A 25,650-nucleotide genomic window follows, 5' to 3' on the forward strand; every position below is an offset into this window, starting at 1 on the left:
GCTGTCCTCAAAGGGGTTTGATCGAGTCTTCGATCAGCCGGGCGCCGAACTGTTCAATCACCTGCTGCACGAAGGGGTCATTCTTCATCGACGCACACGCCTGTTCCTGGCGCGCGCGCTGTTCTGCGTTCAATCGCTGGGCGACAGTCTGTCCGACCGGATCGCCCTGTTCGAAATGCAGCCGGACATTGACGCCGAGGCGGGTCTGCAGCGCGGCGCGCAACTTGTCCTGACCGGAGGTGATCAGGTGCGCCATGTCACGCGACAGGCGCAGGCGGATCGCCTCGCCTTCGCTGGACAGCCACTCGCTCTGGTGCGCCAGCTGCTTGCTCAGGGCGGCAACATCCAGCGTATCGACCAGCGCATGCCAGTCGGCGTTGGTGCGCGGCATCGCGCCTGCAGCTGAGGCCGGTGGTGCGACATTGACCGGCTCGTCGTCTTCCCACGGCGGCGGTGCGGGATTCGCGTCGACCGCTTGCGCCTGCGCGGCAGGCGACGGCGTTTCACGCGGCAACGACGCGGCGACCGGTGCCGCCGCAACGGGGGGCGGCACCGGCGCGCTGGTGCGCGCGACACGGTTGGGCGCCTGCAGCGCAGCGCTCTGGCCGCGCGGGGTGGTGCCCAGCGCCGGCGGCGTCTCCGGGCGGAAGGCCAGCAGACGCAGCAGGGTCATCGAGAACCCGGTGACTTCGTCAGGCGCCAGCGCCAGATCGTTGCAGCCCTGGACGACGATCTGGTACGCCAGCTGCACCGATTCGGCGTCCATCGCTGCAGCGTAGGGTTCAAGCCGCGCCTTTTCACCTTCGTCGGTGATCGCGTCCGGCACCTTCTGCGCCACTGCGACGCGGTGCAGCAGCACCGCCAGTTCACGCAACGCCTGGTCGAAATCGACACTGCGCGCGCGCATCTGCGCGGTCAGCGTCATCAGTGCTGCGCCGTCTCCGGCGAGCAGCGCATCGAGAATGAGGTAGAGGTGTTCGTCGCCCACCGTGCCCAGCATGTCGAGCACATCCTGTTCGACCAGCCGGCCGGCACCATGCGCAATGGCCTGATCGAGCAGCGACAGCGCATCGCGCATCGAACCGGCGGCGCCCTTCGCGATCGGCCGCAGTGCGGCCGGCTCGTACTCGACACCTTCGGCGTCGAGCACGCCCGACAGATGACGCACGATGGCGTCCGGCGGCATCTGCTTCAGGTTGAACTGCAGGCAGCGGCTCAGTACGGTGACCGGAATCTTCTGCGGATCGGTGGTCGCGAGGATGAACTTCACGTGCTCCGGCGGCTCTTCGAGCGTTTTAAGCATCGCGTTGAAGGCGTGCCCGGTCAGCATGTGGACTTCGTCGATCATGTAGACCTTGTAGCGCCCGCGCGCTGGCGCGTAAGCCGCCTTTTCGAGCAGCGCGGCCATGTCGTCCACGCTGCGGTTCGACGCGGCGTCCATTTCGACGTAGTCGACGAAACGGCCGGCATCGATTTCGGTGCAGGCGGCGCAGGTGCCACACGGCTTTGCCGTAATGCCAGTTTCACAGTTCAGGCTCTTGGCCAGGATGCGCGAGATCGTCGTCTTGCCGACGCCGCGGGTGCCGGTAAACAGATAGGCGTGATGCAGGCGCTGCTGTTCGAGCGCGTGCGTCAACGCACGCACGACGTGATCCTGACCGACCAAGGTTTCGAAGCTGCGGGGACGCCACTTGCGCGCAAGAACCTGATAAGTCATCTGGACGCTGGCGTAAGAGGACGGCTGTGCGGACTGCAGAAAAGGGAGGGGTGGCGAGCCTGACCCCCGGCACTCGTGGTGAGCAGCTGTGGCTGCTTCCTTCCGGACCTGACCAGGTTCACCGCGCCACGATGCGGGGAGACCCGCCACGCCGAATATTAACCCGGGAGCCCCCCTCTCGACCAGCCCGACCTGAAATTCTGGCTGGACTCAGCCGCCGCCGCGCTGGAAATGACGGTCGAAGCGCGCCATGAAGGCGGCCATGAAATCGACATCGCGAACCGTGAAGTCGATCTGTACCCGCAGGCGAGGCAGACTCAGCAGCGCGATGTGAAGCGCCGGCAACACCTCTGCGGACACCGTCCAGCCGCGGCCGCTGACGCTGTCACCGCGATGGACGATGGGCAGTTCGACCGCGCCGGGCAGCATCTGGAAGAACTCTTCGCGCCCTATGCTCATCACGCGCACGACCTGACCGGAGGCAAGTTCCTCGGGCTTCAGCGGAAAGGCGGCGCTCATCCCCCCGCCACCGGCGGCCAGATGGCGAGTACGTCGTTATCGACCAGCGCGCGCGCATCGCGGCTGACGGGAGGAATGAAATGACCGTTCACGAGAACCAGATGGACGAGCCGCGCAGGAAGTTGATGGCGCGCGATCATATCGCCAACCGTCGTTCCTTCGGGCACGTCCATCGGCCACTCGTTGGTGCGCTTCGCCTCGTCCGGCAGGAAATCGGACAGCGAGGCGTACAGCTTCAGCGTCACCCGCATCTTCAGTGCAGCGCTTCGGTCAGCGGCGGCGCGCTCTGCGCCTGGGCCATCGACAGATAGGCCTCCATCACGCGCAGCGGGTCGTGCATCAGGCGCTGCTTCCAGCTGCCCAGCGGCGTACGGGTCTGGATCAGGCCGCGCAGCACGCCGACGTGGTCAGTCAGGCCGATCGAGGTCGCACCCACCAGCACGTCGTCCTTGAACTGCAGACTGATGTAGCGGAAGCGCTCTTCGTCGATCAGCTCGACCGAATCGCCGCCGTCGGCACCCCACCACTGCCCGAAGGAGGCTGAAATCAGGCCCAGCGTGTCGAGCACGTTGATCGCCATCGTGCCTTGCGAGCGCGTGTTGCGCCCCACCATGTTCATCGCCGCGACTCGGCCCTGATCGACCGCATTCGGCTGAATCGCATTGACCAGACGCTCGCCGGTCGAGAAATCGACTGCTTCTGCCACGTCACCCGCCGCAAACACGCCGGGGATGTTGGTCTCGCAGCGTTCGTCAATCAGGATGCCGGTCGCGCAGGCAATGCCGCTGCCCTGCAGGAAGGCGACATTGGGCTTCACGCCCGCCGACGCGATGATGAGATCGGCCACCACTTCGGTGCCGTCACCCAGCGTGGCAATCAGCTCATCGCCGTTCGGGCGGATCGAGGTGACGCGGGCGCTGGTGTGCACATTGACGCCCTTCTGTTTCACCCAGCGCGCGATCATGCTGCCGGCCTTGGACGTCATCATGCGCGGCACCATGCGGTCGCCCATTTCGACGATGTCCAGCTTCACGCCTCGCGAGGCGAGCGCTTCCATGATGATGCAGCCGATGAAGCCGGCGCCGATCTGCAGCACGCGCGCGCCCTTCTTTGCCTTGGCGGCGATGTGGCGGGCGTCGTCCAGCGTCCAGCAGCTGTGCACGTTCGGCGAATCGATGCCCGGCACCGGCAGCTTGAGCGGATGCGAACCGGTACAGATGAGCAGGCGATCGTAGGCGAAGGAGGCGCCGTCCTCCATATGGACGACGCGACCGGCGGTGTCCACCGACTTCGCGCGCCCGAGCACTTCCTTGATGTTCAGCGACGCGAAATGACCGTCGGTCTTGCGCAGCCAGGTGCCCTTTTCCTGGATGTTGCCGACCAGCAGGTAGGGAATGGCCATGCGCGAATAAGGCGGCTCGGGTTCGTCGCCGATCATGACGATTTCGGCATTGCGATCCGCACGGCGGATCGCTTCGGCGGCGACCACGCCGGCCGGACCGTTGCCGATGATGACGTGCTTCATGAGTGATGCTCCTGAAATGCAGCGCGCCCCGGAGGGCGCGCTGTGTTCATGCGACGACTTCGATCAGAGACCCAGGCGGGCAACCGTCTCCGCCGTCGGACGGCCTTCGGTGTCCCAGCCACGCAGTTCGTAGTACTCGGGAATCATCTTGTCGATGCCCGACACCAGGCCCTTGGCGGGACCGGCCTTGGCGGCTTCGTTCTTCAGACGTGGCGGCAGATCGTCGTCCTTGCGGGTGAAGCCGGCGGCGTTGTTGAACTGACGCTCCATGTTCCAGATGCGCTCGCCCATCAGGTCCAGCTTCTCCATCGACCAGTCGCCTTCGCAGGCAGCCTGCAGTTGCGGCTGGATGTCCGACAGCGCCCAGGCGAAGGTCGTGAACACGCACAGGCCGGACGAATCGACCACTGCGGTGGCGTCCTGGAAGGCCTTGACCAGCGCCGGCTTGCCTTCGGTGGTCAGCGGATCGGTCTTGACCGGGATGCCGAGCACTTCGGACGAAATCGTGTACGAACGCAGGTGGCAGGCACCGCGGTTCGACGTGGCGTAGGTCAGACCCATGCCCTGCACGCCCCGCGCGTCATAGGCCGGGAATTCCTGGCCCTTGACCGACATCGACAGCTCGGGATGACCGTACTTCTCGCACAGGCGCTTCGAGCCGAGACCGACGATCTTGCCGAAGCCTTCGCCACGGGCCGTCTGTTCGGCCAGGAAGGTGAGCGCGCGGGCCGAGCCAAACGGCGCCTCGATGCCGATCTCTTCCTTGGTCAGCACGCCCATTTCGTACAGTTCCATCACCGCACCGATGGTGGCGCCGAAGGAAATCGGGTCGAAACCATCTTCGTTGCACAGCATATTGGCGTACTGCAGCGCCTCGATGTCGTCGACACCGTTGGCACAACCGAGCGACCACGCCGCTTCGTACTCGAGACCGCCGGAGGCGCCCCAGTACTTCGGGCTGTTCACCACGGTGTAGTGGGTTTGGTCGATCTTCGAGATGCGGCCACAGGCGATGGTGCAGCCGAAGCAGCCCTGGTTATTCACCAGCTGCGCTTTGCCGTCGGATTCGCGCGGCTCGTGCATCGCTTCGGCCGAAATCTTGCGCGCACCCTCGAACTGCACGTCCTTGTGGTTGCGCGTCGGCATGGCGCCGATTTCGTTGATCACGTTCATCAGCACCTGGGTGCCGTAGGTCGGCAGGCCCTGACCGGTGACCGCGTTCTCCTTGAGGATCTTCTTCTTCTCGTAGGTAACCTTCATGAACTCCTTCGGGTTGGCCAGATTGCCGACGCCGAGGGTGCCACGCACCACGAGTGCCTTCAGGTTCTTCGAGCCGGCGACCGCGCCGACGCCGGAACGGCCGGCTGCGCGGTGCAGGTCATTGACGATGGCGGCGTACAGTACGCCCGCTTCGCCGGTACGGCCGATACAGGACACGCGTACCTGCGGATCCTGATGGGCAGCCTTGATCGCCTCTTCGGTTTCCCAGACGGTCTTGCCCCACAGATGGGACGCGTCGCGGATTTCGACCTTGTCGTTCTCGATCGACAGATAGACCGGGCTCGACGCACGGCCTTCGATGATGACCATGTCCCAGCCGGCGAACTTCAGCTCGGCGCCGAAGTAACCACCGGAATTCGAACAGGCGATGGCGCCGGTCAGCGGGCCCTTGGTGACGACCGAGTAGCGGCCGCCGGTCGAGGCCATGGTGCCGGTCAGCGGACCGGTCGCCCAGATGATCTTGTTGTCCGGCGACAGCGGATCGACCTTGGGATCGATCTCCGACACCAGATACTTCGTTGCCAGACCACGCTGGCCGAGATAGTCCTGAGCCCACTGCATGTTCAGGGGCTCGCTCTTGCAGGTGCGGTCGGTCAGGTTAACGCGCAGGATTTTGCGGGTCCATGCCATTTTGTGTTCCTCCGAAAATCAGGCGGGCTGGTTGCCGAGCTTGTCGGCCCACTGGCGCATGCGATCCAGACCGGTCCAGTTGGCGTCCACATAGGTGATGGCGCCGGTCGGACAGGCTTCTGCACAGGCCGGGTTGCCGCCGCACAGATCGCACTTCTGCACCTTGCCGGTCTCGGCCACGTAGTTCACGGTGCCGAACGGACAGGCGATCGTGCACACCTTGCAGCCCACGCACACGTCCTCGAACACGACCTTGGCGCCGTTGGTCTTGTCGAGCTTGATCGCCTCGACCGGACAGGCGTGCATGCACCAGGCTTCATCGCACTGCGTGCAGGTATAGGGAACCTTGGCGCCCGTATGGTGGAAGTCGAACACCTTGATGCGCGACAGCGAGTTGTTGAATACACCGTAGTTCTCGAACGAACAGGCCATTTCGCATTGCAGGCAGCTGGTGCATTTCGAGGGATCGATGTGTAGGGACTTCTGCATATTGATTCGCTCCTCCACGTTCTGGGCGTGACACGGTTCGCAGGGTTATTTTGGCGGGAAAGTCGCCCCGCTATGAAAAACGCTTCATATTTTAGCGCTCGGAATTTGGCGCCTGTGCGCTTCCGCTGTCTCAAAAAATCCTTATTTGCGAGACAGGTGTCCAGGTGTCCATAAACTGGACACCTGGACACTCAGGGTGCACGCCACTTGATATTGTGCCGCGCCATGATGCGCTCGATTTCGCCGTCGGCGACCAGCGCATTCATCGCCTCCATGATGGCGCGACCGAGCAGCTGCTCACCCTTGCGGATGGCGATGCCGACCGGCCACTGGCGAGTATTGAGCAATGCGATCGGAGCCGGGCCGACCGGGAAGTTCGCGTCACCAGCGACCGCTCCTTCCAGTTCGCCCTGCAGCGCCATCACTCCTGCAACCTCGCCGGAGCGCAGTGCAGCCATCGCCTCGGTCAGCGTCTTGTAATGCTTGAGCTGACTGCGATAGCGCCCGCCGTCGGCCGACAGCATCAGCGAGTCGGGCAGCGTATCGACCACCACGCCACAGGGCAGCTTTTCGAACGGCGCCATCGTTTCGAGGCTATCCACGCGGCGTCTGTCGTAGGCGACGGCATAGCGCTCGCGGTGATACGGCGCGATGAATTCCACCTTGTCCTGACGGGCCATGTACTCGCGGTCGACCGGCGCGTGCATCATCATGTCGGCCGGGCCGTAGCCCATGTAGTGGCCCTTCCAGACCATATTGCGCAGGTCATCGCCCATGTTCTCGTCGGCGTCGAAGAACATCGGCGACATCTTCAGTCCCATGCGTGCCGCCAGCGCGGCGGCGATGTCGACGTCGGAGCCCTTGCCCTCGTTCGAGAACGGCGCAAAGTCCTTGTAGAAGGCGACGCGCAGCAGACCGGATTTCTTCACGCCGGCCCACACCTCGTCGCCCTCCGCCCACGCGGGCAGCCCGGTCAATGCCAGGCCGGCGCCGGCGAGCAGCAGGCGGCGGCGCTGAGCCCCAATATCAGTCTTCATGACGGGTTTCGATGTAGGCACGGATGGCCCACATGGCTTCCTGCGACAACGCCTCCTCGAACGGCGGCATGTAGACGGCGCCGTTGCGCACGCGGCCGCGGCGCACGGTGTTGAGGAAATAGTCGTCGGTTTCGGCATCAATCGGGAGCATGCGCAGATCCGGGGCGATACCGCCACTGACGGCCTCCAGACCGTGGCAGCGCGCACAGTTCTGGTTGTAGGCGGAACTACCGATGCGGATCGCTTCCTTGTCGCCGCGGTAGGGATTCTCTTTGCGCCACTCGGCGCCCAGCGCCTTCAGCGTGCTGACATCGACGGCCTGCGGCACGACGTCGCCGTGAGCTTCGACACGCATCGTGGTCATGCTGCCCAGTGCGATCAGCGCGGTGACGATGGCCGTCGTCTTCAAAGTTGCGGCTCCTGCTTTCATAACTCCTCCGTGGATGTTCACATGCTGCAAGTCAGCTTGCGGGTGTGCCTGTTTGCACGAATCGTGCCAAGTTCAGCTTCACTTTGAGACAGGTGTAGCGCGGCGAAGCGAATCACGTTATAAAGCTTCGACAGTCCGGTGGGACGATGGCGCAGGCACGAGCTGCCGCCAACCTGCCGGAGGCGAGAGCCGGTACAACCGGCCGTGCATCCCGGAAACGGGCTCGGAGGAGACCATGGAATCAAGCCCCGCCGACATCGCGCGCAGCGAGCAGGCACACGAAATCATGCGCAGCGCCGGTGAAGTGCCGGCAGGCGTCCTGCCGGCACTGATCGAAACGTCGTGGAGCCGCTGCATCAGCCGCGGCCTCGACGCCGACAAGAACAGTCGCGAAGTCGAAAGAGCCCGGCGCGACCTGCTGCTGACCGAACGCGAGCGCAACGAGTCGCTGCTCAAGCACGCGGCGCCGGTGATGAACGGCCTGTACGCGCAGATCGCACGCTCGGGCAGCATGATCGTGCTGACCAACGCCTCGGGCTTCATCATCCATTCGGTTGGCGACCAGACCTTCCTCGACCGCGCCTCCAAGGTCGCGCTGTCGCCCGGCGTCGAATGGTCGGAGGAAAGCAAGGGCACCAACGCCATCGGCACGGCGCTGGTGGAAAAGGTCCCGGTGTCGGTGCACGGTTCGCAGCACTTCTTCTCGGCCAACCACTTCCTCACCTGTTCGGCCTCGCCCATCTTCGACCCGTGCAGCCGCATGCTCGGCGTGCTTGACGTCACCGGCGACTCGCGCAATCCGTCGCATCACAGCCTAGCGCTGATCAATCTGGCGGTGCAGACCATCGAGAACCAGATGTTCGCACACGCCTTCCCGGACGGTTTCCTGCTGCACTGTCATGTCCAGCAGGAACTGATCGGCACCGTGTTCGAGGCCCTGCTCGCCTTCGACCAGGATGGTCGCGTGCTGTCCGCCAACCGCAGCGCCTGTCGGCTGATCGGCCGCAGCCACGCCGAACTGCTGACGCACACCTTCAGTTCCATGTTCGACAAGCCGCTGGGCGCACTGTACGACCCGCTGCTGCGCGGCACCGACATGCTCGAACTGCGTCTGTTCGGCGGGCGCACGCTGTTCGGTCGCCCGCAAGCCGGCAATCAGAGCCGTCCGCCGGCCCGTGTGATCAGCATGGACGTCCAGCGTCCGGAATCCGGTCAGTCGGTCAGTCGGGTGCAGATCGCCAAGGACCGCGGACTGGCTCGGCTGAGCACCGGCGATGCGCAGATGGATGCGGTCGTCGAAAAGGTTCGTCGCGTACTCGGGCGGGACATTCCGGTACTGATCCAGGGGGAGACCGGCACCGGCAAGGAACTGCTCGCGCGCGCCATTCACGACGAAGGCCCGCGCCGCGACCAGACCTTCGTCGCCGTGAATTGTGCCGCCATCCCCGACGGCCTGATCGAGTCGGAGCTGTTCGGCTACGAGGAAGGTGCTTTCACCGGTGCGCGTCGCAAAGGCTACCCGGGCCGCATCATGCAGGCGGACGGTGGCACCCTCTTCCTCGACGAAATCGGCGACATGCCGCTGGCACTGCAGGCGCGCCTGCTGCGCGTGCTGCAGGAACGCACCGTGGTACCGCTGGGCAGCGGCCGCGCAACACCGGTCGATCTGTCCATCATCTGCGCGACCCACCGCAAGCTGCGCGACCTGGTCGCCCAGGGCAGCTTCCGCGCCGACCTCTACTATCGCCTGAACGGTCTGACCGTGATGCTGCCGCCGCTGCGCGAACGCAGCGATCTGCGCGCGCTGGTGCATCGCATTCTCGCCAGCGAGGAATCCATTCCGCAGGGGCTGCGCATCGACGACGAAGTGGTCGCGCTGTTCGAGCGGCATCCGTGGCCGGGCAATATGCGCCAGCTGGCGAATCTGTTGCGCACCGCCGGCGTGATGGCCGCCGACGATGGCTGCATCCGCAAGACCCACCTCCCGGACGACTTCATCGATGAACTGGGCGGAGCGCCGACGTTCGCACCAAGCGAACCGGAGTTCCGTGCGGTCGCTGCCCAGGCACCCTGTGACCTCGACAGCCTCACGCTGCGCGCAATACGCGAGTCGCTATCGCGCAACGAAGGAAACGTGGCCGCTACAGCGCGCGAGCTCGGCATCAGCCGGACCACGCTCTATCGCAAGCTGAAGGAAGGCTGATCAGGCTCTGATCTCGGCACTGCCAGGACGGCAGCCACGGAACTGAACACTTCGTACAGTAACGTTCCACCTGTACAGCGGGCGGGAATCGCTCCCGCACGTGCCTCAGCGCCCGTTTCGGACAGGCAAAAAAATGGCCGGCTTGGGTAAGCCGGCCAAAGAGCCATGTCTAACTGAAGAGAACAACACCACCCCGAAACTGCCTGTAACGGAACGGATACGGCCGCGAAACCGGGGATGGATCACACCACCGGAAGCGGGCTCGGCCTGAAGTTCCAGTACGTCGCTCCAGTCCGCCGCGACCTGCCCGCTTGTTTCCTTTATCCCGACGCCCACAGGCGCCGGGATATACGACTTATGCAAGCGCTATGCCAGCACAGGTCGTCGATGTCATTACTTGTGCAGCTTGAACACCCACATCGAACCACCCTGGTTCAGGTAGTTGACCTTCTTGGCCACGTCCCCGCCCCACAGCGGCACAGCGCCACCCCAGCCGGCAGCGACGCCGATGTACTGCTCGCCATCCTGTTCCCAAGTGATCGGGGGCGCCACGACGCCGGTACCAGTCTGGAAGGACCACACTTCCTTGCCAGTCTTCGCGTCGGCGGCCTTCAGGAAACCTTCAGGCGTACCCCAGAACACCAGGCCACCCTTGGTCGTCATCACACCACCCCACAGCGGAGCGTTGTTGGTGACTTCCCAGACGATCTTGCCAGTCTTGGGATCGACCGCGCGCAGCGCGCCGATGTACTTGTCGTCGATGGTCTTGATGGTGAAGCCGGCGCCCAGATAGGCAGCACCCTTCTTGTAGGTGATCGGCTCGTTCCAGATTTCCATGCCCCACTCGTTGGCCGGCACGTAGAACAGGCCGGTGTCCGGGCTGTAGGCCATCGGCATCTGGTTCTTGCCGCCGAGGAAGGACGGAGCGGAGAACACCACTTCACCCTTCTTGCCGTCGGCACCCTTGGACGGGTCGCCAGGGCGGTTGGCCGGATCGAAGATCGGCTTGCCGGCTGCATCCAGGCCCTTGGCCCAGGTGATCTTCTTGACGAAGGGGAAGCCGCGCTCGAACTTGCCGGTGTTCGCGTCCAGCACGTAGAAGAAGCCGTTACGGTCAGCCTTGCCGCCCATGCGCTTGCCGTTCATGTCGAACGTGACGAATTCGTTCACGCCGTCATAGTCCCAGCCGTCGTTCGGCGTGCCCTGGAAGTGCCACTTGATCTGGCCGGTGGCAACGTCGATGGCCACGGTCGCGCAGGAGTACAGGTTGTCGCCGGGACGCAGGTGGCTGTTCCACGGAGCCGGGTTGCCGGTGCCGAAGTAGGCCAGACCGGTCTTGGCGTCGTAGGAGCCGCCGAGCCAGGTGGCTGCGCCGCCGGTCTTCCACAGGTCACCCTGCCAGGTCGCGTTGGTCGTGCCGCTGATGCCGTTTTCGGTCTTGTTGCCGGCGGCATCGAACTTGTAGCCCATGTGGCCTTCGACGGTCGGACGGCTCCACACCATCTTGCCCGTCTTGGCGTCGCGCGCCTCGACACGGCCAACGATGCCGAACTCGCCGCCGGACACGCCGGTCAGGATCAGGCCCTTGGCAATGATCGGAGCTGCGGTATTGGAGTAACCAGCCTGATAGTCGTCGATCTTTTCCTTCCAGACGACCTTGCCGGTGTTCTGGTCGAGAGCAACCAGTTGTGCGTCCAGCGTGCTGAAGATGACCAGGTTGTCATACACGGCGGCGCCGCGGTTCACCACGTCGCAGCACGGCATGATGCCGTCCGGCAGGCGGTGCTCGTATTGCCACAGCTTGGCGCCGGTCTTGGCATCGAGTGCGTACAGGCGGGAGTAGGAACCCGTAACGAACATCTTGCCGTTGACGACGAGCGGCTGCGATTCCTGACCGCGCTGCTTTTCGCCGCCGAACGAGAACGACCAAACCGGAACCAGGTTCTTGACGTTGCCGACGTTGATCTTGTCGAGCGGGCTGTAGCGCTGGCCTTCCGTGCCCATGCCCCACGACAGCACATCGCCGGTCGTCTTCGCGTCGTTTTCGATGTCACGGTCGGTCACACCGGCCATGACCTGCGGTGCTGCCATCGCGGCGAACGCCGCAACCAGCAGGCTGGACAGCGTGGAATTACGCAAGCCTTTCATACTTCCTCCTCGTTGGTGAATTTCTCTCTTGCACGAAGGGAATGGTTCCCTTTTTCGGCAGGAGACCGACCGCAAAAACCGGGCCAGCCCAAAACAAGGAGAAAATCCCGTTCGCACCGCACTCCTGCGATGCGAAACGGGTCAGGTGTTCATTTTTGTTGCAACACAGGCAGTGCAACACTGTCCAGCGCCCGCAACTCGTAGGCGCCGTACAGGTGGGTGACCGAACGCTCGAACTCGCTGCGGGCGAGCGGCATGCGCTCGAAGCGCTCGGGCAGCGGCAGGCGCATCACCTCGGCCATATCGAGACCGTTTGCCGCCGACTGCATCAGGGTCTGATCAAGCCACTTGAGCCAGTCACGCGTCTGCTCGATGCCGGCGCTACCCGCATGCACGGGACCGTGACCGGGTAGCGTCTTCTTCGCGCCCAGCGCCGCCAGCGCGTCGAGCGACTTCAGCCAGCGTTGCACCGACGCGTGCGGCGTGGTCGGGGCTCGATCGAGGAACACCAGATCGCCGGCGAACAGCACGCCGGTCCGGTGATCGAGGATGGCCAGATCGCCGGCGGTGTGCCCTTCCAGCGCAATCAGTTCGAACTCGTGTCCGCCCACCGTCAGCCGTCCGGGTTTCACGTCCTGCTGCGCAACCTGAGGTTCGGTGCCCGATGCCCAGTCGCCCGCCATGCGGTACATGTTGTCGGCGAAGGCCCCGCCGTCATCACGCTCGCCGGCGCGCGTGGCGGGCAATGCGGCGATCGGAACATCCGCGTAAGCCTGATTGCCGAGGAAGTGATCGGGGTGATGGTGCGTATTGAACACGCGCACGACCGGCTTGTCGGTGACGCGGGCGATGGCCGCCCTCATCTGTTCGCCATAGCGGCGCGACGGACCGCTGTCGATCACGACCACGCCCTCCTTGGTCACGACGAAGGCGGTGTTCACGATATTGCCGCCGTTACCGCGCGTGATGTCCTCGGTGCTGCCGATAAGCACCCAGGTGTCGTCCGCAATCTTCTCCGGCTTCAGGCGATAGTCGAAAGGTGTCGCCGCGTACGCCGCGAAGCTCAGCGCAAATGCGAGCAGTGCAGCAAGAAGGCGGGCCATCATGGCAGCACCTTGGCGTCGATGCGGTTGCCATTGTTGTCGCGGCCGACGACGCGCAGCGCCACCGCGCCGGTGTCCGGCAGATCGAACGAGAACACCGGGTTCTCGCTCAGGGGTTCGAACGTCTCGAGCTTGAGCATGGCGTCGCCCTTGTCGTCGACGATGGCGAGCTGTTCGATGAAGAAGGCCGGGATGCCCGGCGCAAGACCGGTGTCCATCGGATGCATGATGCGCAGACGGACACGCTGGTTCTGTCCGTCGCGCCACACCCTGCCCTGCACTTGATTGAGCTTCTGCGCCCAGTCCGGCGCACTGCGGCCGGTGCTCGGTGCGGTACAGCCGCCGCCGGCAGCATCCACCCAGACCCCGCCAGCCAGCCAGTTGCCGTCGCCGGTCTGCACCAGCGCGCGGATCGGGCTCGCCTGCTGCAGCTTGATGCGGAAGGACAGGCCGGGCTGCGCCAGCAGCGGCTGGAAGTCGAGCACCTTGACGATGGGATTGAAGTCGGCGATCACCAGCACGCGCTTGACGTCCGGCAAGCCTTTCAGCCTGACCGTCACCGGCACGTTCATCGAATCCTCGGCCACCTTGGGCGCCAGCACTTCGATGCGCGGATCGAAAGCCACTGGCGCATCGTTCAGATATTCGCGCTGCAGATCCGGCCAGCGCGAGGAATTCAGCGGATCGGCATCGGCCGCCTGCACGGTGCCGGCCAACGCAAGCGCGAGCCCGAGGGCCGCAATCACCTTCTTCATCGGGACAAACTCCTCCATTGCATCTTCTATATGTAAACGGCGCCAGAAACCGGTCCCCGTGCAGCGAGGCAAGCAAGACGAAGACCATCGCCGCCCGGGACCGGCAGAGCGCCTCGCATCCGGCATAAAGCTTGCCGAACAGCCGTCTGTTACAGACCTCGACAACTAAGTGTCCATCCCTGAAACAGTCCGGAAAAACGGGACCGACTCCCTGATTCTGCGGGAGCTTTGAACCTTCGACACCTCCACGTGCTGCCTAACCTGCAGTGCGCATCACGACCCTGTGTCCGCGAAACAAGCGGGGCCGCGATGACGACACGACAGATCAACACTGAAAGAGGAGTCAGGATGAAAACGTTTGCCCTCAGGAACCCGGCACTGCTGATCGCGCTGGGCATCCTCGCAGCAGGCCCGGTGCACGCCGCCAAGACGGTGAGCTGGGAAGATATCGTCAACGACGACAAAACGACCAAGGACGTGCTGACCTATGGTCTGGGCATGAAGGCCCAGCGCCACAGCCCGCTCAAGCAGATCAACACGCAGACCGTCGCATCGCTGAGCCCCGCCTGGTCCTATTCCTTCGGCGGCGAGAAGCAGCGCGGCCAGGAAGGCCAGGCGCTGGTGCACGACGGCGTCATCTACATCACCGGCTCCTACTCGCGCATGTACGCCATCGACGCCAAGACCGGCAAGCGTCTGTGGGCGTACGAACATCGGCTGCCGGACGACATCCGTCCGTGCTGCGACGTGGTGAACCGCGGTGCGGCGATCTACGGCGACAAGGTGTACTTCGGCACGCTGGACGCCGGCATGGTGGCGCTGAACAAGGACACCGGCAAGGTTGTCTGGTCGAAGAAGTGGGGCGACCACAAGGTCGGCTACACGATGTCGGGCGCCCCCTTCATCGTCAAGGACAAGAAGTCCGGCCGCGTGATGCTGGTGCACGGTTCGTCCGGTGACGAATTCGGCGTGATCGGCTACCTGTTTGCGCGCGACGTCGATACCGGCGAGGAGATCTGGGCGCGCCCGATGGTAGAGGGCCACATGGGTCGCCTGAACGGCAAGGACAGCACGACGACCGGCGACGCCAAGGCGCCGTCGTGGCCGGATGATCCCAGCCGCGAAACCGGCAAGGTCGAAGCCTGGAGTCACGGTGGCGGTGCCCCGTGGCAGACCGCCTCGTTCGACGTCGAACAGAACATGGTCGTGATCGGCACCGGCAACCCGGCCCCGTGGAACACCTGGAAACGGACCAAGGAAGGCGACAGCCCGACCAAGTGGCCCAGCCTGTTCACCTCCGGTCAGGCCTATGTCGATGCGTCGACCGGCGAACTGAAGGGCTTCTTCTCGCACACGCCGAACGACGCCTGGGACTTCTCCGGCAACAACTCTGTGCTGCTGTTCGAGTACAAGGATCCGAAGACCGGCAAGCTGGTGAAGGCATCGGCGCACGCCGACCGCAACGGCTACTTCTTCGTGACCGACCGCGAAAAGCTGGCCACCGGCGCCGGCTACCCGTGGAAGCAGACCGCGCTGATCGGTGCCTGGCCCTTCGTCGACGGCATCACCTGGTCCAAGGGCTTCGATCCGAAGACCGGCCTGCCCAACGTGGTCGAGAGCCAGTATCCGCCGAAGCCCAAGGCCGGTGCGGACAAGGGCGAATCCATCTTCGTGTCACCGCCCTTCCTCGGCGGCACCAACTGGATGCCGATGTCGTACAGCCCGGACACCGAGCTGTTCTACATCCCGGCCAACCACTGGGCGATGGACTACTGGACCGAGAACGTGACCTACAAGCCGGGTGCCGCCTACCTCGGCCAGGGCTTCCGGATCAAGAAGCTGTTCGACGACCACGTCGGCGTCCTGCGCGCGATCGACCCGAAGACCGGCAAGATCGCCTGGGAACACAAGGAGCAGTTCCCGCTGTGGGCCGGCACGCTGACCACCGCCGGCGGCCTGGTGTTCACCGGCACCTCCGACGGTTACGTGAAGGCCTTCGACGCCAAGACCGGCAAGGAAGTCTGGAAATTCCAGACCGGTTCCGGCGTGGTGTCGGTGCCCATCACCTGGGAACAGGATGGCGAACAGTACATCGGCATCTCTTCCGGCTACGGCGGCGCCGTGCCACTGTGGGGCGGCGACATGGCCGAGCTGACCAAGCAGGTCAGCCAGGGCGGCTCGTTCTGGGCCTTCAAGCTGCCGAAGCGCTGATTGACGGCGCGCCCCCGCCGCCCGGCGGGGGCCGGCCACTCCTCCTGCCGGCCCTGCGTGGCCGGCCTTTACCTGGCAACTGCGATAAGGTCTCCCGAGGGTTTCCGGTGCTGTCGCGTCAGCGTCGGCCCAAGATGCGCAGTTGCCAGGTTCTTTCTGTCCGGAGTCCTGGATGCGAAGACTTTTCCCCGTAACACTGCTGGTACTGCTCGGCCTGGCCGCGCCGGCCGTCGCCGAAGATATGCCGGCGAGCGAAACACTGGTCGTCAATGGCTGCCCGATTTGGCCCTACACCCGCTGCCCGGGTGCCGACCTGCGCCATGCCGACCTGTCGGCAAAGGACCTCGCCGGCGCCGACTTCACCGGCGCGAACATGGTGCGTGCCGACCTGCGTGCCGCCAATCTTGCAGGCGCGATACTGGACCGCGCCGATCTCAGCTCGGCCCGCCTGCAGAAGGCCAACATTCCCGCCGCCAGCCTGCGCGGCGCACGGCTGGTCGGTACGGACATGGAGTTCGCACGCATGTTCCGCGTCGACTTCAGCTACGCCGATCTGACCGCCGCCAACCTGGAAGCGGCGCGCCCGATGTTCGCGCGCTTCCACTACGCCCGGCTGGTCAACGCCAACCTGCAGGAAACCAAGTTTGGCAGCGCCGATTTCCGCAACGCCATCATGGAAGGCTGCGTGACGCGCTACACCGTCTTCCTCGACGCGAACTTCGACGACTGCAAGGGTTGTCCAGTCGATTGGTAAGCACCGTCCGCACAAGGAGATAAAGGACATGATCAGGAAAGTGGCTGCACCACTGGTGCTCGCGGCCGCACTCGGCATCGCTTCGGCATACGCAGGAGACCCTGCGATGGAGGCGCACCCGCCCAAGACCGACATTTCGGCGCTGCCGCCGGTCGGCGATGCATGGAAGGACAGCAATCCCTACCGCGGCAACACCGCCGTCGTCGATACCGGTCGCGCGCTCTACAACGAATCCTGCGCCGTCTGCCACGGCACCGATGTCAATCACAAGAACCAGGTCGGCCCCAACCTGCTGCGCCTGCACCGCGGCTGTCGCAAGGTGACCGAGCCGGAACTGTTGCCGCGCTGCCTCAGCGACGTCGATCACTACTTCGTCAAGACGGTCCGCAAGGGCAAGCGAGTGCTCGACGTGCAGCACATGCCGCCGTGGGACAAGGTGCTGACGCAGGAGGCGGTGTGGGCGATCAAGACCTTCATCGAGGCACGCATCGACGAGGATGCGCGGATCAAGGCGCAGGGAAAGACCGCGGCGCGCTGAAACTCACCCGCGACAAATGAAAAAGCCGGCGCGATGCGCCGGCTTTTTTGGTCGGAATCGACGCGGTTCAGATCTGGAAGGTGCGCAGGCTGGCTTCGAGCTCGCGCGCCGAGCCGGCGACCGATTCGCCCTGCGACGCGGTCTGCGCCACGCCGCGTGCGTTGTCTTCGGACAGTGCGGACAGCTCGCCCGCGTTGCGCAGGATGGCGTGCGCCGTGGTGTCCTGTTCGCGCATGCTGGTCGCCACTTCACCGGACTTGTTCACCAGTTCTTCCATGCGGTGCAGGATGGACTCGAACGTCTCCACCGCGCCGCGCGAGGTGGTCACCGCACCGCTGACGCGTTCGCTGGCCTGACCGACGCGCTCGACCGTTTCCTGAGCGTCGTGGCGGATCTTGGCAACGATCTGCTCGATGTCCGCGGTCGAACCCTGGGTGCGCTGCGCCAGCTTGCGCACCTCGTCGGCCACCACCGCGAAACCGCGGCCCTGCTCGCCGGCCCGTGCCGCCTCGATGGCCGCATTGAGCGCCAGCAGGTTGGTCTGGTCGGAAATGTCCTTCACCACGTCGTTGATCTTGGCGATCTCTTCGGAATCCTTGACCAGGCGTTCGATCACCTGCAGCGACTCTTCCATCTCCTTGGCGATACGGCTGACGCCCTCCATCGACACTTCGAGGTCGGTCTTGCCGCTGCGCGTGCTGTCGCCGGCGGCGCGCACGATGCTGTCCATGTCGGCCGACAGGTCTGCGACCTGGCGGGCCGAGGCGGTCATCTGCTCCATCGCCTCGGCGACGGTACGGATGCGGTCGGCCTGGCGCGAGCCGGTCTCGTTGGCGGCAATGGTCAGCTTGGACAGTTCTTCGGCCGAACTGGTGAGCGTCGACGACAGGGTCGTCATCTTCTCGATCAGCTTGCGGAAAGACTTGCAGGCCTGGTTGTACTCATAGCCCAGCCAGGCGAAATCGTCCTTGCCGGACAGGCTGAGCTTGTGATTGAGCTTGCCTTCGGCAAGGCTGTGCATGGCGTTGACCAGCAGTTCGGCGCGCTGGCCGAAGCCGGTGCCGAACCAGATGCCAACGCCCATGATGAAGACGGAACTCAGGACAGACGAGACGACAAGGCCGGTCCAACCCGGGAACAGAAACTCCTGCACGCCGAAAATGGTCGTGCATATTGCCGACGCAAAGATGGAGTGAAAAAGGAAGGCTTTGCGGATGCTCAGCATGTTCTTCATGTGTCTGTTCCCTGTTTTCGATTCACTACATGGCCAATATCGACAGGTGCTTATAGGACTTTAGTTATACGGAAGCGCACCGTCGATCTCCTCGTAGGAGCGTTTACGACGCATGGCACGGCGGACTTGAGCAGGGGGGGTGCAAAAAAGAAGAACGCCGCGCATAACTTCACGCGGCGTCAGAACTGCGAGTTGCAGCAGTGTCAGCTGCGCATCAGCTGATCATGCCCAAGGTGCGCGGCAGCCACAGCGACAGCGCCGGCCAGTAGGTGACGATGACCAGGAAGATGAGCATCGTGACCAGCCACGGCGACACTGCCTTGGTCATGTCCGTCATGCCCAGCTTTGCGATGCCGCTGCCGACATACAGGTTGAGCCCCACCGGCGGCGTGATCATGCCGATTTCCATGTTCACCGTGATGATGATGCCGAAATGCACCGGGTCTATGCCCAGCGCCATCGCCACCGGGAACAGGATGGGCGCGGTGATCAGGATGATGGACGACGGCTCCATGATGTTACCGGCCAGCAGCAGCAGGATGTTCACCACCAGCAGGAAGCCGAGCGCCCCCATGCCGCTATCCACCAGCCATGCCGCCACCGCCTGCGGAATCTGTTCCGAGGTCAGCAGGAAGGAGAACAGGATGGCGTTGGTGATGATGTAGAGCAGCATCGCGCTCATGTTTGCCGAATCGAGCAGCACCTTGGGGATGCGCTTCAGCGGCAGGTCGCGGTAGACGAACACCGCGACGATGAAGGCGTACACCGCGCTCATCGCGGCCGCCTCGGTCGGCGTGAAGATGCCGGTGTAGATGCCGCCCATCACGACGACGATGAGCATCAGCCCCCAGAAGGATTCGCGGAAGGCCTTGATGCGATCGGCCATCGGCGCCTTCGGCATGCGCGGGTAGTTATTGCTCTTGGCGCGCCACCAGGTGGTGAAGCCCAGCATGAACAGCAGCACCGCGCCCGGGATGATGCCGGCCATGAAAAGCGCGCCGATCGACGAGTTGGTCGACACCGCATACATCACCATCACGATGGACGGCGGAATCAGGATGCCGAGTGCCCCGGAGCTGGCGACGATGCCCGCCCCGAACTTCATTGGGAAGCCCTGCTTCACCATGGCCGGCAGCAGGATGGCGCCGATCGCCGCCACCGTCGCCGGGCTGGAGCCCGACACGGCGGCGAACAGACCGCAGGCCACCACACCGCCCATGCCCAGGCCGCCATGGAAATGGCCGACCAGCGAGGTCGCGAAGTTGATCATCCGCTTCGCCACACCGCCGTGGGTGAGGAAGTTGCCGGCCAGGATGAAGAACGGAATCGCCATGATTTCGAACTTCTCGATGCCGGTGAACAGCTTCAGCGCCACTGATTCGACCGGCACATCGGTCATCGTGAACAGGAAGGTCAGTACGGTCAGACCCAGCGAGATCGACACCGGCATGCCGGTGAGCATCAGCACCAGCAGCAGTGCAAAGATGATGGCGGCGCTCATTGGCGGCCTCCCTTGGCGTGTTCGCGCTCTTCGGCTTCTTCGACCGCCTCGCCGATCAGCACCGGCTTGACGTCCTCCATGCCTTCGACGTGCGCATGATCATGGTGCGGCAGTTCACCGGTACGGATGAAGGCAGTCATCACCTGCAGGAAGCGGAAGCACATCAGGCCGGAACCGAGCGGAATGGCCATGTAGACGATCCAGGTCGGCCATTCGAGATCGGGCGTGGTCGGCCCTTCGAACAGATCGCCGGTGTCCTGGCCCATTGCGCTCAGCACGGCGTAGGCAGCGCCGTTCTCCCACACGAAGTGGCTGCCCAGCGCACAGATGATGCCGGTGAACAGCGCGCCCGCCGCCAGACCGAACACGACGAACTTGTTGCGCAGCGCCGGCTGCAACTGGTTGATCAGCACATCGACGCCGACGTGAATGCCGGTGCGCACGCCGTAGGCGGCGCCGAACTTGGCCATCCAGACGAACAGGATGATGCACAGCTCCTGTGCCCAGCCGAGATTCAGCGACAGCAGCCAGTCCTGCAGGCCGGGCACGTCGAAGCCGGCGGCGTAGCGATGCACGACGGACACGAAAATGATGATGGTGGCCACGCCTATCAGCAGCGTAATGAGCCACTCCTCGATATGGTCGAGTATTCGGAGCACGGTGGTCTCCCGATGAAGTGAGGGTGATGCAGTGTGCGCGCGTGCGCGCCGGGATGCGACACGTGCGGCGGACGCCGCACGTGTGCGGGGCGGATTACAGCTTCGACGGATCGAACTGGGTTTCCTTGTAGATGGCCTGGATCAGGTCGGCGCCCATCCGGCTTTCCATCTTCTTGTGCACCGGCACCAGCGCACGCTTGAACGCCAGGCGCTCTTCCGCCGTCGGCACATAAACCTGGGTCCGGCCGCTCTTGCGCACGCCTTCGAGCGCAGCGTCGTTCTCTTCCTTGGCGATCTTGTTGGCGTAGCTGGTGGCTTCCTTCATCGCCGTGTCGAGCTGACCGCGCACGTCGGCCGGCAGGCCGTCCCAGAACTTCTTGTTAACGATGACGGCGTAACCCAGATAGCCGTGGTCGGTCACCGCCATGTGCTTCTGCACCTCATGCATCTTCTGCGTGTAGAGGTTGGAATGCGGGTTCTCGGTACCGTCGACCACGCCGGTCTGCAGCGCCTGATAGACCTCGGAGAACGCCATCACCTGCGGCAGCGCACCGAGCGAACGGATCTGCTCTTCCAGCACCTTGGACGACTGGATGCGCAGCTTCTTGCCCTTCAGATCGGCCGGCGTCTTGATCGGCGTGTTGGCCGAGAAGGACTTGAAGCCGTTGTCCCAGAAGCCCAGGCCGACAATGCCCTTCGGTTCCAGCTTCTTCAGGATGGACGCACCGATCGGGCCCTGCGTGACCTTGTGCAGGTCGGCGTAGCCGTCGAAGATGAAGGGCAGGTCGAACACCTCGAATTCCTTCACGCCCAGCGGACCGAACTTGGCCAGCGACGGCGCAAGCATCTGCACGGCGCCCAGCTGCAGCGCCTCCATCTCTTCCTTGTCCTTGTACAGCTGGCTGTTCGGATACACCTCGACCTTCACCTTGCCGGCGGTCAGTTCTTCGGCGCGCTTCTTGAAGAATTCGGCCGCCTTGCCCTTCGGCGTCTCGGTCGCCACGACGTGGCTGAACTTGATCACGATGGGCTGCTGCGCCAGCGCAAACGGAGTCAGGCCGAGCGTGAGCAGGCCGAAAAGCATGGAATGAAGTTTCATGGTGTCTCCTCTTGTGTATGAAGGCCACACGGCGCGAACGGCCAATGTGATGCCTGGATTGTGGTCGGCGGGGGTGGCTGCGGCCATTGTGGATATCCGCAACCGCTCGGTCTGACGAGGAGAACGCGTCAGCGAACGTTGGAAACCAGGAGGACCTTCTCACGCAGCGTGCGATGCAGCTGCGTTGTCACCTCAGCGAAGTCGTCGATGGCGAGCGAAAAGTGGTTCAGCTTCAGCCTGAGCAGCGTCTTCAGCGCTGCCGTGCCCGAGGTCATGGACGTTTCAGTCACATCGAAGGCAATGCGGCCAGCATCGATGCCCGCCCGCGCAGCATGACGACCGTCAGTAGCGCGACCTGGCCACTGCGTTCCGCCACGCCGATGACACGAAATCGCCGACCTGCGCGCGCGGATCGCGACAGTCAGACAATCAGGCGATCAGGCGATCAGGCGGGATGGGGTTGCGCATGGTGGCCAGCAGGTGCAAGCCCAGCTCGGACACCATGGTTTAAACGGAATCGAGCAGGATGGCCGCGCGCGCACTGGTGATGATCACCCCGGGCCGGAAACCCGAGGAGGCCATGCGATGCAGCAGCTCGACGCCGTCCATCACCGGCATTTCCAGATCCACCAGCACGACGGCCGGCGGGCGCGTCAGCGCCTGTGCAGCTTCCTCAGCACCTCTTCTCCGTTCGCACCCTCCTCCACTCCCGTTACCCCGGCTTCGTTCAGCAGCGTCGGCGGATCCGCTTCACTTGCCATAACGGTTGATCATTCCGGGGATCTGATCGAGTCCGATCACGTGCTCGACGGCACCGAACCTGATCGCTTCCTTGGGCATGCCGAACACCACGCAACTGGCTTCGTCCTGAGCACAGGTCATGGCCCCGGCGTCGCGCATTTCCTTCAGTCCGCGCGCACCGTCGTCACCCATGCCCGTCATGATGATGCCCAGCGCGTTCTTGCCTGCATACTTGGCAACCGACCGGAACAGCACATCGACCGACGGCTTGTGGCGGTTTACCAGCGGGCCGTCGCTGACCTCGACGACGTACTGGGCACCGTTGCGCCTGAGCATCATGTGGCGTCCGCCCGGCGCGATGAGTGCAACGCCCGGCATCACGCGGTCGCCATTCACGGCCTCCTTGACATGGATTTCGCAGATGCTGTCCAGACGCGCCGCGAAGGCGGCGGTAAAACGCTCCGGCATGTGCTGAACGACGACGATGCCGGGCGATACGCGGGGCAGCTGCGTCAGCACCGCTTCAAGCGCCTGTGTGCCACCGGTCGAGGTGCCCAGCGCGATGAGCTTTTCGGTCGTCATCCGCATCGCCTCGCCGGTCACCGGCGGCAGCATGACGTCGGCCGTGAGTTTAGGGCCGGACTTGGGCCCGCTCATCGGTGCGATGCGAGCGCGACCGACGCGGGCGCGCGCTGCCGCCTTCACCGCATCGGTCAGCGCCTGGGCAGATTCATGCAGGAACTGCTTGATCCCGAGCTTGGGCTTGGTCACCACGCTGATCGCGCCGGCGGCCAGCACTTCCATCGTGGTCTCCGCCCCCTTCTCGGTCAGCGACGAACAGACGACGATGGGCGTCGGTCGTTCGGCCATGATGCGGCGAACGAAGGTGACGCCGTCCATGCGCGGCATTTCGACGTCGGTCACAATCACGTCCGGCCACTCGACCTTCAGCCGTTCGAGTGCGATCAGCGGGTCCGGCGCGGTGGCGATGACGCGTAGCAGGGGATCAGCGGACAGCAGTTCCGACAGCACCTGACGCACGACCGCCGAATCGTCGACGATCAGGACGCGAATGCGTGCCCCCGCCGACGCAGGCGGTTTGACCGCAACCGGGCTCAGCATGCAAGTTCTCCGTAGGTACTGACACCGGCGCCCGACCGAGGGCCATCGTGGCGCATCCACACCACGCCGCTGCTCACATCCATCATCAGCACGCGCTGACCGTATCCGCCGGTGTGTTCGGCCACCGGCCGGACACCCAGCGCGTCGAGCAGCGCGCGAGCACGCCGCACGTTCGCTTCTCCTATCGGCATGTTGCTGCTGCCGGCGATTCCGGGAAACATATTGCCCCCGCCAAAAAGCTTGAACTCGTAATCGAGCTCGCGCGTACCGAAACGGCGCGCTTCACGAATCATGGACTTCATCGCGCCATCGGCAAAACGCGCGCTCAGTCCGTCGCCGCCCAGATCGGCGCGGGCGTTGCCGGGCAGCATGAAGTGGCACATGCCGCCTATCCTCAGGGCGGGGTGCCACATCGTGATGGCGACACAGGAGCCCAGCACCGTACGCAGACACATGGTCTCGTCTCCGAAGAACAGATCTCCGGGCTTCAGGTAAATTTCGGTGCGTACAGGCGGCCTCATGCACATGTCGTCACTTGAGGCGGTAAATGGACGGCTTGACGATGTCCACGCGATCCGTGACGCCATGCAGGTTTTCCGAGTGACTCACGAACACGTGCCCGCGCGGCTTGAGTTTGGTCAGGATGCGCGCCATGACCTGTCGCTTGGTATCCGGGTCGAAATAGATCATCACGTTGCGCACGAACACGATATCGAACATGCCGATATCCGGCAGCGTTTCGTTCAGGTTGATCTGTGCGAACGACACCCGCTCGCGCAGCGGACGGTCGATCAGGAAAGTGCCCTCCTGCGGGCCGGTGCCCTTCAGGCAGAAGCGCTTCAAGAAAGCGGGCGGAATCTTGTCCGCGCGGGTCATCGGATAGTGCGCACGGCGTGCGGTTTCGAGTACGCGCGTACTCAGATCGGAACCGAAGATTTCCCAGCGCCGCCCCATGCCCAGCGTGTCGGCAAGCACCATGGCCAGCGTATAGATCTCTTCGCCCGAGGAACTGGCGGCGCTCCAGATGCGCAGCGGCTCGCTGCCTTCGAAGCGCGCAAGGATCTGCTCGGCGAGAAAGGTGAAATGAGCGGGCTCGCGGAAGAAATAGGTTTCGTTCGTCGTCAGCAGATCGATGGCGACCTGCAGTTCGCCCGGCCGGCTGCCATCCATCAGCAGTTCGAAGTAATCCTTCCAGCCACGCACGCCGCAAGGACCGAGCCTCTTGGAAAGACGCCCCACGAGCAGCGTCTTCTTGTGGTCGGCCAAGGCGATGCCTGCCGTTTCGTGCAGCCAGCGCTGAAAGCGACGGAAGTCGATGTCGCTGATCGACGGGATGACGAACGCCGCATCCCTGGCAGCGGACCGGCTTCCTGCAAGTGCGGCAGCGGTACTCATGCGGCAGCCCTCATGCTCAGCCGGCTGCCTTCATGTCATTGACTGCCGCCATGTCCTCGCCGGCGAGCACACGGTCAATGTCCAGCATGATCACGAAGCCCTCGTCGAGCTTGCCCATGCCGGCGATGAAGTCCGCTCTCACCTTCGCACCGAAGGACGGCCCGGGTTCCACCGACTGCGGCGGAATGTCGACCACCTGGCTCACCGCATCGACGATGATCCCCATGTCCTGTGCCTCGCCGTCGTTCGCCACCTCGACGATGACGATGCAGGTCCGTCTGGTCACCGCGGCGCTTTCGGCGCGCAAACGGTTTGCCAGATCGATCACTGGCACCACTCGACCACGCAGGTTGATCACGCCACGGACGAAGCCCGGCATCATCGGTACTTGCGTAACACCGCCGTACTCGATGATTTCCTTCACCGACAACAGACCCAGCGCGTAGCTCTCCTCGCCCAGCCTGAAAGTCAGGTACTGCTGTTGCTGGTCCGCTGCCACGTCGTCGTCATCGACCACGGTCAGCGCCAGCGAATGGCGTCCATTCATATCGCCCACTCC

At 64.0% G+C, this 25,650-nt stretch carries 25 protein-coding genes and 1 other RNA gene; 4 read left to right on the plus strand and 22 right to left on the minus strand.

The window, feature by feature from the left end:
- Positions 1-7 precede the first annotated feature (7 nt).
- From dnaX to pedF, 9 genes are all read right to left on the minus strand, one after another.
- Positions 8-1,717, minus strand: a complete 1,710-nt coding sequence (dnaX, locus tag WDZ97_RS07045; protein ID WP_425762279.1) for a DNA polymerase III subunit gamma/tau — start codon at positions 1,715-1,717, stop codon at positions 8-10.
- Between the two features lie 49 nt (positions 1,718-1,766).
- An RNA gene (gene ffs / locus WDZ97_RS07050) (signal recognition particle sRNA small type) lies at positions 1,767-1,865 on the minus strand.
- A gap of 62 nt (positions 1,866-1,927) precedes the next feature.
- Complete coding sequence (locus WDZ97_RS07055; RefSeq protein ID WP_304000254.1) at positions 1,928-2,236, minus strand: hypothetical protein; 309 nt, start codon at positions 2,234-2,236, stop codon at positions 1,928-1,930.
- On the minus strand, positions 2,233-2,487 hold the full coding sequence (thiS, locus tag WDZ97_RS07060; RefSeq protein ID WP_304000253.1) for a sulfur carrier protein ThiS: 255 nt from the start codon (positions 2,485-2,487) through the stop codon (positions 2,233-2,235). Before thiS ends, WDZ97_RS07055 begins: the two co-directional genes overlap by 4 nt.
- 2 nt (positions 2,488-2,489) lie before the next feature.
- Positions 2,490-3,761 (minus strand): NAD(P)/FAD-dependent oxidoreductase, encoded by a 1,272-nt coding sequence (locus WDZ97_RS07065; protein ID WP_304000252.1) that lies wholly within the window; start codon positions 3,759-3,761, stop codon positions 2,490-2,492.
- A gap of 63 nt (positions 3,762-3,824) precedes the next feature.
- Positions 3,825-5,672, minus strand: a complete 1,848-nt coding sequence (locus tag WDZ97_RS07070) for an aldehyde ferredoxin oxidoreductase family protein (protein ID WP_304000250.1) — start codon at positions 5,670-5,672, stop codon at positions 3,825-3,827.
- An 18-nt stretch (positions 5,673-5,690) separates the two neighbouring features.
- On the minus strand, positions 5,691-6,161 hold the full coding sequence (locus WDZ97_RS07075) for a 4Fe-4S dicluster domain-containing protein (protein WP_019918660.1): 471 nt from the start codon (positions 6,159-6,161) through the stop codon (positions 5,691-5,693).
- Between the two features lie 191 nt (positions 6,162-6,352).
- A complete protein-coding gene (locus WDZ97_RS07080; protein WP_304000245.1) occupies positions 6,353-7,198 on the minus strand; it encodes a substrate-binding periplasmic protein in 846 nt (281 codons plus the stop codon).
- Positions 7,188-7,607, minus strand: a complete 420-nt coding sequence (pedF, locus tag WDZ97_RS07085) for a cytochrome c-550 PedF (protein WP_020164284.1) — start codon at positions 7,605-7,607, stop codon at positions 7,188-7,190. Before pedF ends, WDZ97_RS07080 begins: the two co-directional genes overlap by 11 nt.
- A 256-nt stretch (positions 7,608-7,863) precedes the next feature.
- On the opposite strand from pedF, the gene WDZ97_RS07090 reads away from it, so the two are divergent.
- Entirely contained in the window at positions 7,864-9,831 is a 1,968-nt protein-coding gene (locus WDZ97_RS07090; RefSeq protein ID WP_425762280.1) for a sigma-54-dependent Fis family transcriptional regulator, read from the plus strand.
- 393 nt (positions 9,832-10,224) lie between these two features.
- Here WDZ97_RS07090 and WDZ97_RS07095 read toward each other — a convergent pair whose 3' ends face one another.
- The 3 genes from WDZ97_RS07095 to WDZ97_RS07105 form a co-directional block, all read right to left on the minus strand.
- Positions 10,225-11,979: a PQQ-dependent methanol/ethanol family dehydrogenase gene (locus WDZ97_RS07095; protein WP_304000238.1), complete on the minus strand. Its 1,755-nt coding sequence runs from the start codon at positions 11,977-11,979 to the stop codon at positions 10,225-10,227.
- A gap of 149 nt (positions 11,980-12,128) precedes the next feature.
- A complete protein-coding gene (locus WDZ97_RS07100; protein ID WP_425762281.1) occupies positions 12,129-13,085 on the minus strand; it encodes a quinoprotein relay system zinc metallohydrolase 1 in 957 nt (318 codons plus the stop codon).
- Positions 13,082-13,837, minus strand: a complete 756-nt coding sequence (locus WDZ97_RS07105) for a quinoprotein dehydrogenase-associated SoxYZ-like carrier (protein ID WP_425762282.1) — start codon at positions 13,835-13,837, stop codon at positions 13,082-13,084. The genes WDZ97_RS07100 and WDZ97_RS07105 overlap by 4 nt, the downstream gene beginning before the upstream one ends.
- Before the next feature lie 348 nt (positions 13,838-14,185).
- Here WDZ97_RS07105 and WDZ97_RS07110 point away from each other — a divergent pair, with 348 nt between their 5' ends.
- The 3 genes from WDZ97_RS07110 (at position 14,186) to WDZ97_RS07120 (ending at position 17,340) form a co-directional block, all read left to right on the plus strand.
- Positions 14,186-16,048: a methanol/ethanol family PQQ-dependent dehydrogenase gene (locus WDZ97_RS07110; protein ID WP_020164279.1), complete on the plus strand. Its 1,863-nt coding sequence runs from the start codon at positions 14,186-14,188 to the stop codon at positions 16,046-16,048.
- Positions 16,049-16,220: 172 nt separating this feature from the next.
- Positions 16,221-16,802: a pentapeptide repeat-containing protein gene (locus tag WDZ97_RS07115; protein ID WP_304000232.1), complete on the plus strand. Its 582-nt coding sequence runs from the start codon at positions 16,221-16,223 to the stop codon at positions 16,800-16,802.
- Between the two features lie 28 nt (positions 16,803-16,830).
- On the plus strand, positions 16,831-17,340 hold the full coding sequence (locus WDZ97_RS07120) for a c-type cytochrome (RefSeq protein WP_425762283.1): 510 nt from the start codon (positions 16,831-16,833) through the stop codon (positions 17,338-17,340).
- 67 nt (positions 17,341-17,407) lie between these two features.
- On the opposite strand, the gene WDZ97_RS07125 is transcribed toward WDZ97_RS07120, so the two are convergent.
- The 10 genes from WDZ97_RS07125 to WDZ97_RS07170 form a co-directional block, all read right to left on the minus strand.
- On the minus strand, positions 17,408-18,424 hold the full coding sequence (locus WDZ97_RS07125; protein ID WP_232415999.1) for a methyl-accepting chemotaxis protein: 1,017 nt from the start codon (positions 18,422-18,424) through the stop codon (positions 17,408-17,410).
- A 364-nt stretch (positions 18,425-18,788) separates the two neighbouring features.
- On the minus strand, positions 18,789-20,075 hold the full coding sequence (locus WDZ97_RS07130; protein ID WP_304000227.1) for a TRAP transporter large permease: 1,287 nt from the start codon (positions 20,073-20,075) through the stop codon (positions 18,789-18,791).
- Complete coding sequence (locus WDZ97_RS07135) at positions 20,072-20,734, minus strand: TRAP transporter small permease (protein WP_425762284.1); 663 nt, start codon at positions 20,732-20,734, stop codon at positions 20,072-20,074. The genes WDZ97_RS07130 and WDZ97_RS07135 overlap by 4 nt, the downstream gene beginning before the upstream one ends.
- Positions 20,735-20,828: 94 nt before the next feature.
- Entirely contained in the window at positions 20,829-21,833 is a 1,005-nt protein-coding gene (locus WDZ97_RS07140) for a TRAP transporter substrate-binding protein (protein WP_304006064.1), read from the minus strand.
- Between the two features lie 128 nt (positions 21,834-21,961).
- Complete coding sequence (locus WDZ97_RS07145; RefSeq protein WP_304006062.1) at positions 21,962-22,108, minus strand: hypothetical protein; 147 nt, start codon at positions 22,106-22,108, stop codon at positions 21,962-21,964.
- 232 nt (positions 22,109-22,340) lie between these two features.
- On the minus strand, positions 22,341-22,469 hold the full coding sequence (locus tag WDZ97_RS07150; protein ID WP_425762285.1) for a hypothetical protein: 129 nt from the start codon (positions 22,467-22,469) through the stop codon (positions 22,341-22,343).
- Positions 22,470-22,583: 114 nt separating this feature from the next.
- Positions 22,584-23,696 carry a protein-glutamate methylesterase/protein-glutamine glutaminase gene (locus WDZ97_RS07155; RefSeq protein ID WP_425762286.1) on the minus strand — a complete coding sequence of 371 codons (1,113 nt, stop codon included), beginning with the start codon at positions 23,694-23,696 and terminating at the stop codon, positions 22,584-22,586.
- On the minus strand, positions 23,690-24,151 hold the full coding sequence (locus WDZ97_RS07160) for a chemotaxis protein CheD (RefSeq protein WP_425762287.1): 462 nt from the start codon (positions 24,149-24,151) through the stop codon (positions 23,690-23,692). The genes WDZ97_RS07155 and WDZ97_RS07160 overlap by 7 nt, the downstream gene beginning before the upstream one ends.
- A 76-nt stretch (positions 24,152-24,227) precedes the next feature.
- Complete coding sequence (locus WDZ97_RS07165; protein WP_425762288.1) at positions 24,228-25,091, minus strand: CheR family methyltransferase; 864 nt, start codon at positions 25,089-25,091, stop codon at positions 24,228-24,230.
- 16 nt (positions 25,092-25,107) lie between these two features.
- A complete protein-coding gene (locus WDZ97_RS07170; protein WP_425762289.1) occupies positions 25,108-25,638 on the minus strand; it encodes a chemotaxis protein CheW in 531 nt (176 codons plus the stop codon).
- Positions 25,639-25,650: the final 12 nt, after the last annotated feature.

The sequence above is a fragment of the Methyloversatilis sp. MC4-4 genome, assembly GCF_049843555.1.
Lineage (GTDB): Bacteria > Pseudomonadota > Gammaproteobacteria > Burkholderiales > Rhodocyclaceae > Methyloversatilis > Methyloversatilis discipulorum_B.

Excerpts from the sequence above, each read along its gene's own strand:
- WDZ97_RS07120 (WP_425762283.1), top strand. The coding sequence starts at position 16,831 with ATGATCAGGAAAGTGGCTGCACCACTGGTGCTCGCGGCCGCACTCGGC.
- WDZ97_RS07165 (WP_425762288.1), bottom strand. The coding sequence starts at position 25,091 with ATGAGTACCGCTGCCGCACTTGCAGGAAGCCGGTCCGCTGCCAGGGAT.
- WDZ97_RS07075 (WP_019918660.1), bottom strand. The coding sequence starts at position 6,161 with ATGCAGAAGTCCCTACACATCGATCCCTCGAAATGCACCAGCTGCCTG.
- WDZ97_RS07170 (WP_425762289.1), bottom strand. The coding sequence starts at position 25,638 with ATGAATGGACGCCATTCGCTGGCGCTGACCGTGGTCGATGACGACGAC.
- WDZ97_RS07100 (WP_425762281.1), bottom strand. The coding sequence starts at position 13,085 with ATGATGGCCCGCCTTCTTGCTGCACTGCTCGCATTTGCGCTGAGCTTC.
- WDZ97_RS07115 (WP_304000232.1), top strand. The coding sequence starts at position 16,221 with ATGCGAAGACTTTTCCCCGTAACACTGCTGGTACTGCTCGGCCTGGCC.
- WDZ97_RS07065 (WP_304000252.1), bottom strand. The coding sequence starts at position 3,761 with ATGAAGCACGTCATCATCGGCAACGGTCCGGCCGGCGTGGTCGCCGCC.
- WDZ97_RS07155 (WP_425762286.1), bottom strand. The coding sequence starts at position 23,696 with ATGCTGAGCCCGGTTGCGGTCAAACCGCCTGCGTCGGCGGGGGCACGC.
- WDZ97_RS07160 (WP_425762287.1), bottom strand. The coding sequence starts at position 24,151 with ATGTGTCTGCGTACGGTGCTGGGCTCCTGTGTCGCCATCACGATGTGG.
- WDZ97_RS07105 (WP_425762282.1), bottom strand. The coding sequence starts at position 13,837 with ATGAAGAAGGTGATTGCGGCCCTCGGGCTCGCGCTTGCGTTGGCCGGC.
- WDZ97_RS07055 (WP_304000254.1), bottom strand. The coding sequence starts at position 2,236 with ATGAGCGCCGCCTTTCCGCTGAAGCCCGAGGAACTTGCCTCCGGTCAG.
- WDZ97_RS07080 (WP_304000245.1), bottom strand. The coding sequence starts at position 7,198 with ATGAAGACTGATATTGGGGCTCAGCGCCGCCGCCTGCTGCTCGCCGGC.
- WDZ97_RS07140 (WP_304006064.1), bottom strand. The coding sequence starts at position 21,833 with ATGAAACTTCATTCCATGCTTTTCGGCCTGCTCACGCTCGGCCTGACT.
- WDZ97_RS07125 (WP_232415999.1), bottom strand. The coding sequence starts at position 18,424 with ATGGGCGTTGGCATCTGGTTCGGCACCGGCTTCGGCCAGCGCGCCGAA.
- dnaX (WP_425762279.1), bottom strand. The coding sequence starts at position 1,717 with ATGACTTATCAGGTTCTTGCGCGCAAGTGGCGTCCCCGCAGCTTCGAA.
- WDZ97_RS07070 (WP_304000250.1), bottom strand. The coding sequence starts at position 5,672 with ATGGCATGGACCCGCAAAATCCTGCGCGTTAACCTGACCGACCGCACC.
- WDZ97_RS07130 (WP_304000227.1), bottom strand. The coding sequence starts at position 20,075 with ATGAGCGCCGCCATCATCTTTGCACTGCTGCTGGTGCTGATGCTCACC.
- WDZ97_RS07145 (WP_304006062.1), bottom strand. The coding sequence starts at position 22,108 with ATGACCTCGGGCACGGCAGCGCTGAAGACGCTGCTCAGGCTGAAGCTG.
- WDZ97_RS07110 (WP_020164279.1), top strand. The coding sequence starts at position 14,186 with ATGAAAACGTTTGCCCTCAGGAACCCGGCACTGCTGATCGCGCTGGGC.
- thiS (WP_304000253.1), bottom strand. The coding sequence starts at position 2,487 with ATGCGGGTGACGCTGAAGCTGTACGCCTCGCTGTCCGATTTCCTGCCG.
- WDZ97_RS07090 (WP_425762280.1), top strand. The coding sequence starts at position 7,864 with ATGGAATCAAGCCCCGCCGACATCGCGCGCAGCGAGCAGGCACACGAA.
- WDZ97_RS07095 (WP_304000238.1), bottom strand. The coding sequence starts at position 11,979 with ATGAAAGGCTTGCGTAATTCCACGCTGTCCAGCCTGCTGGTTGCGGCG.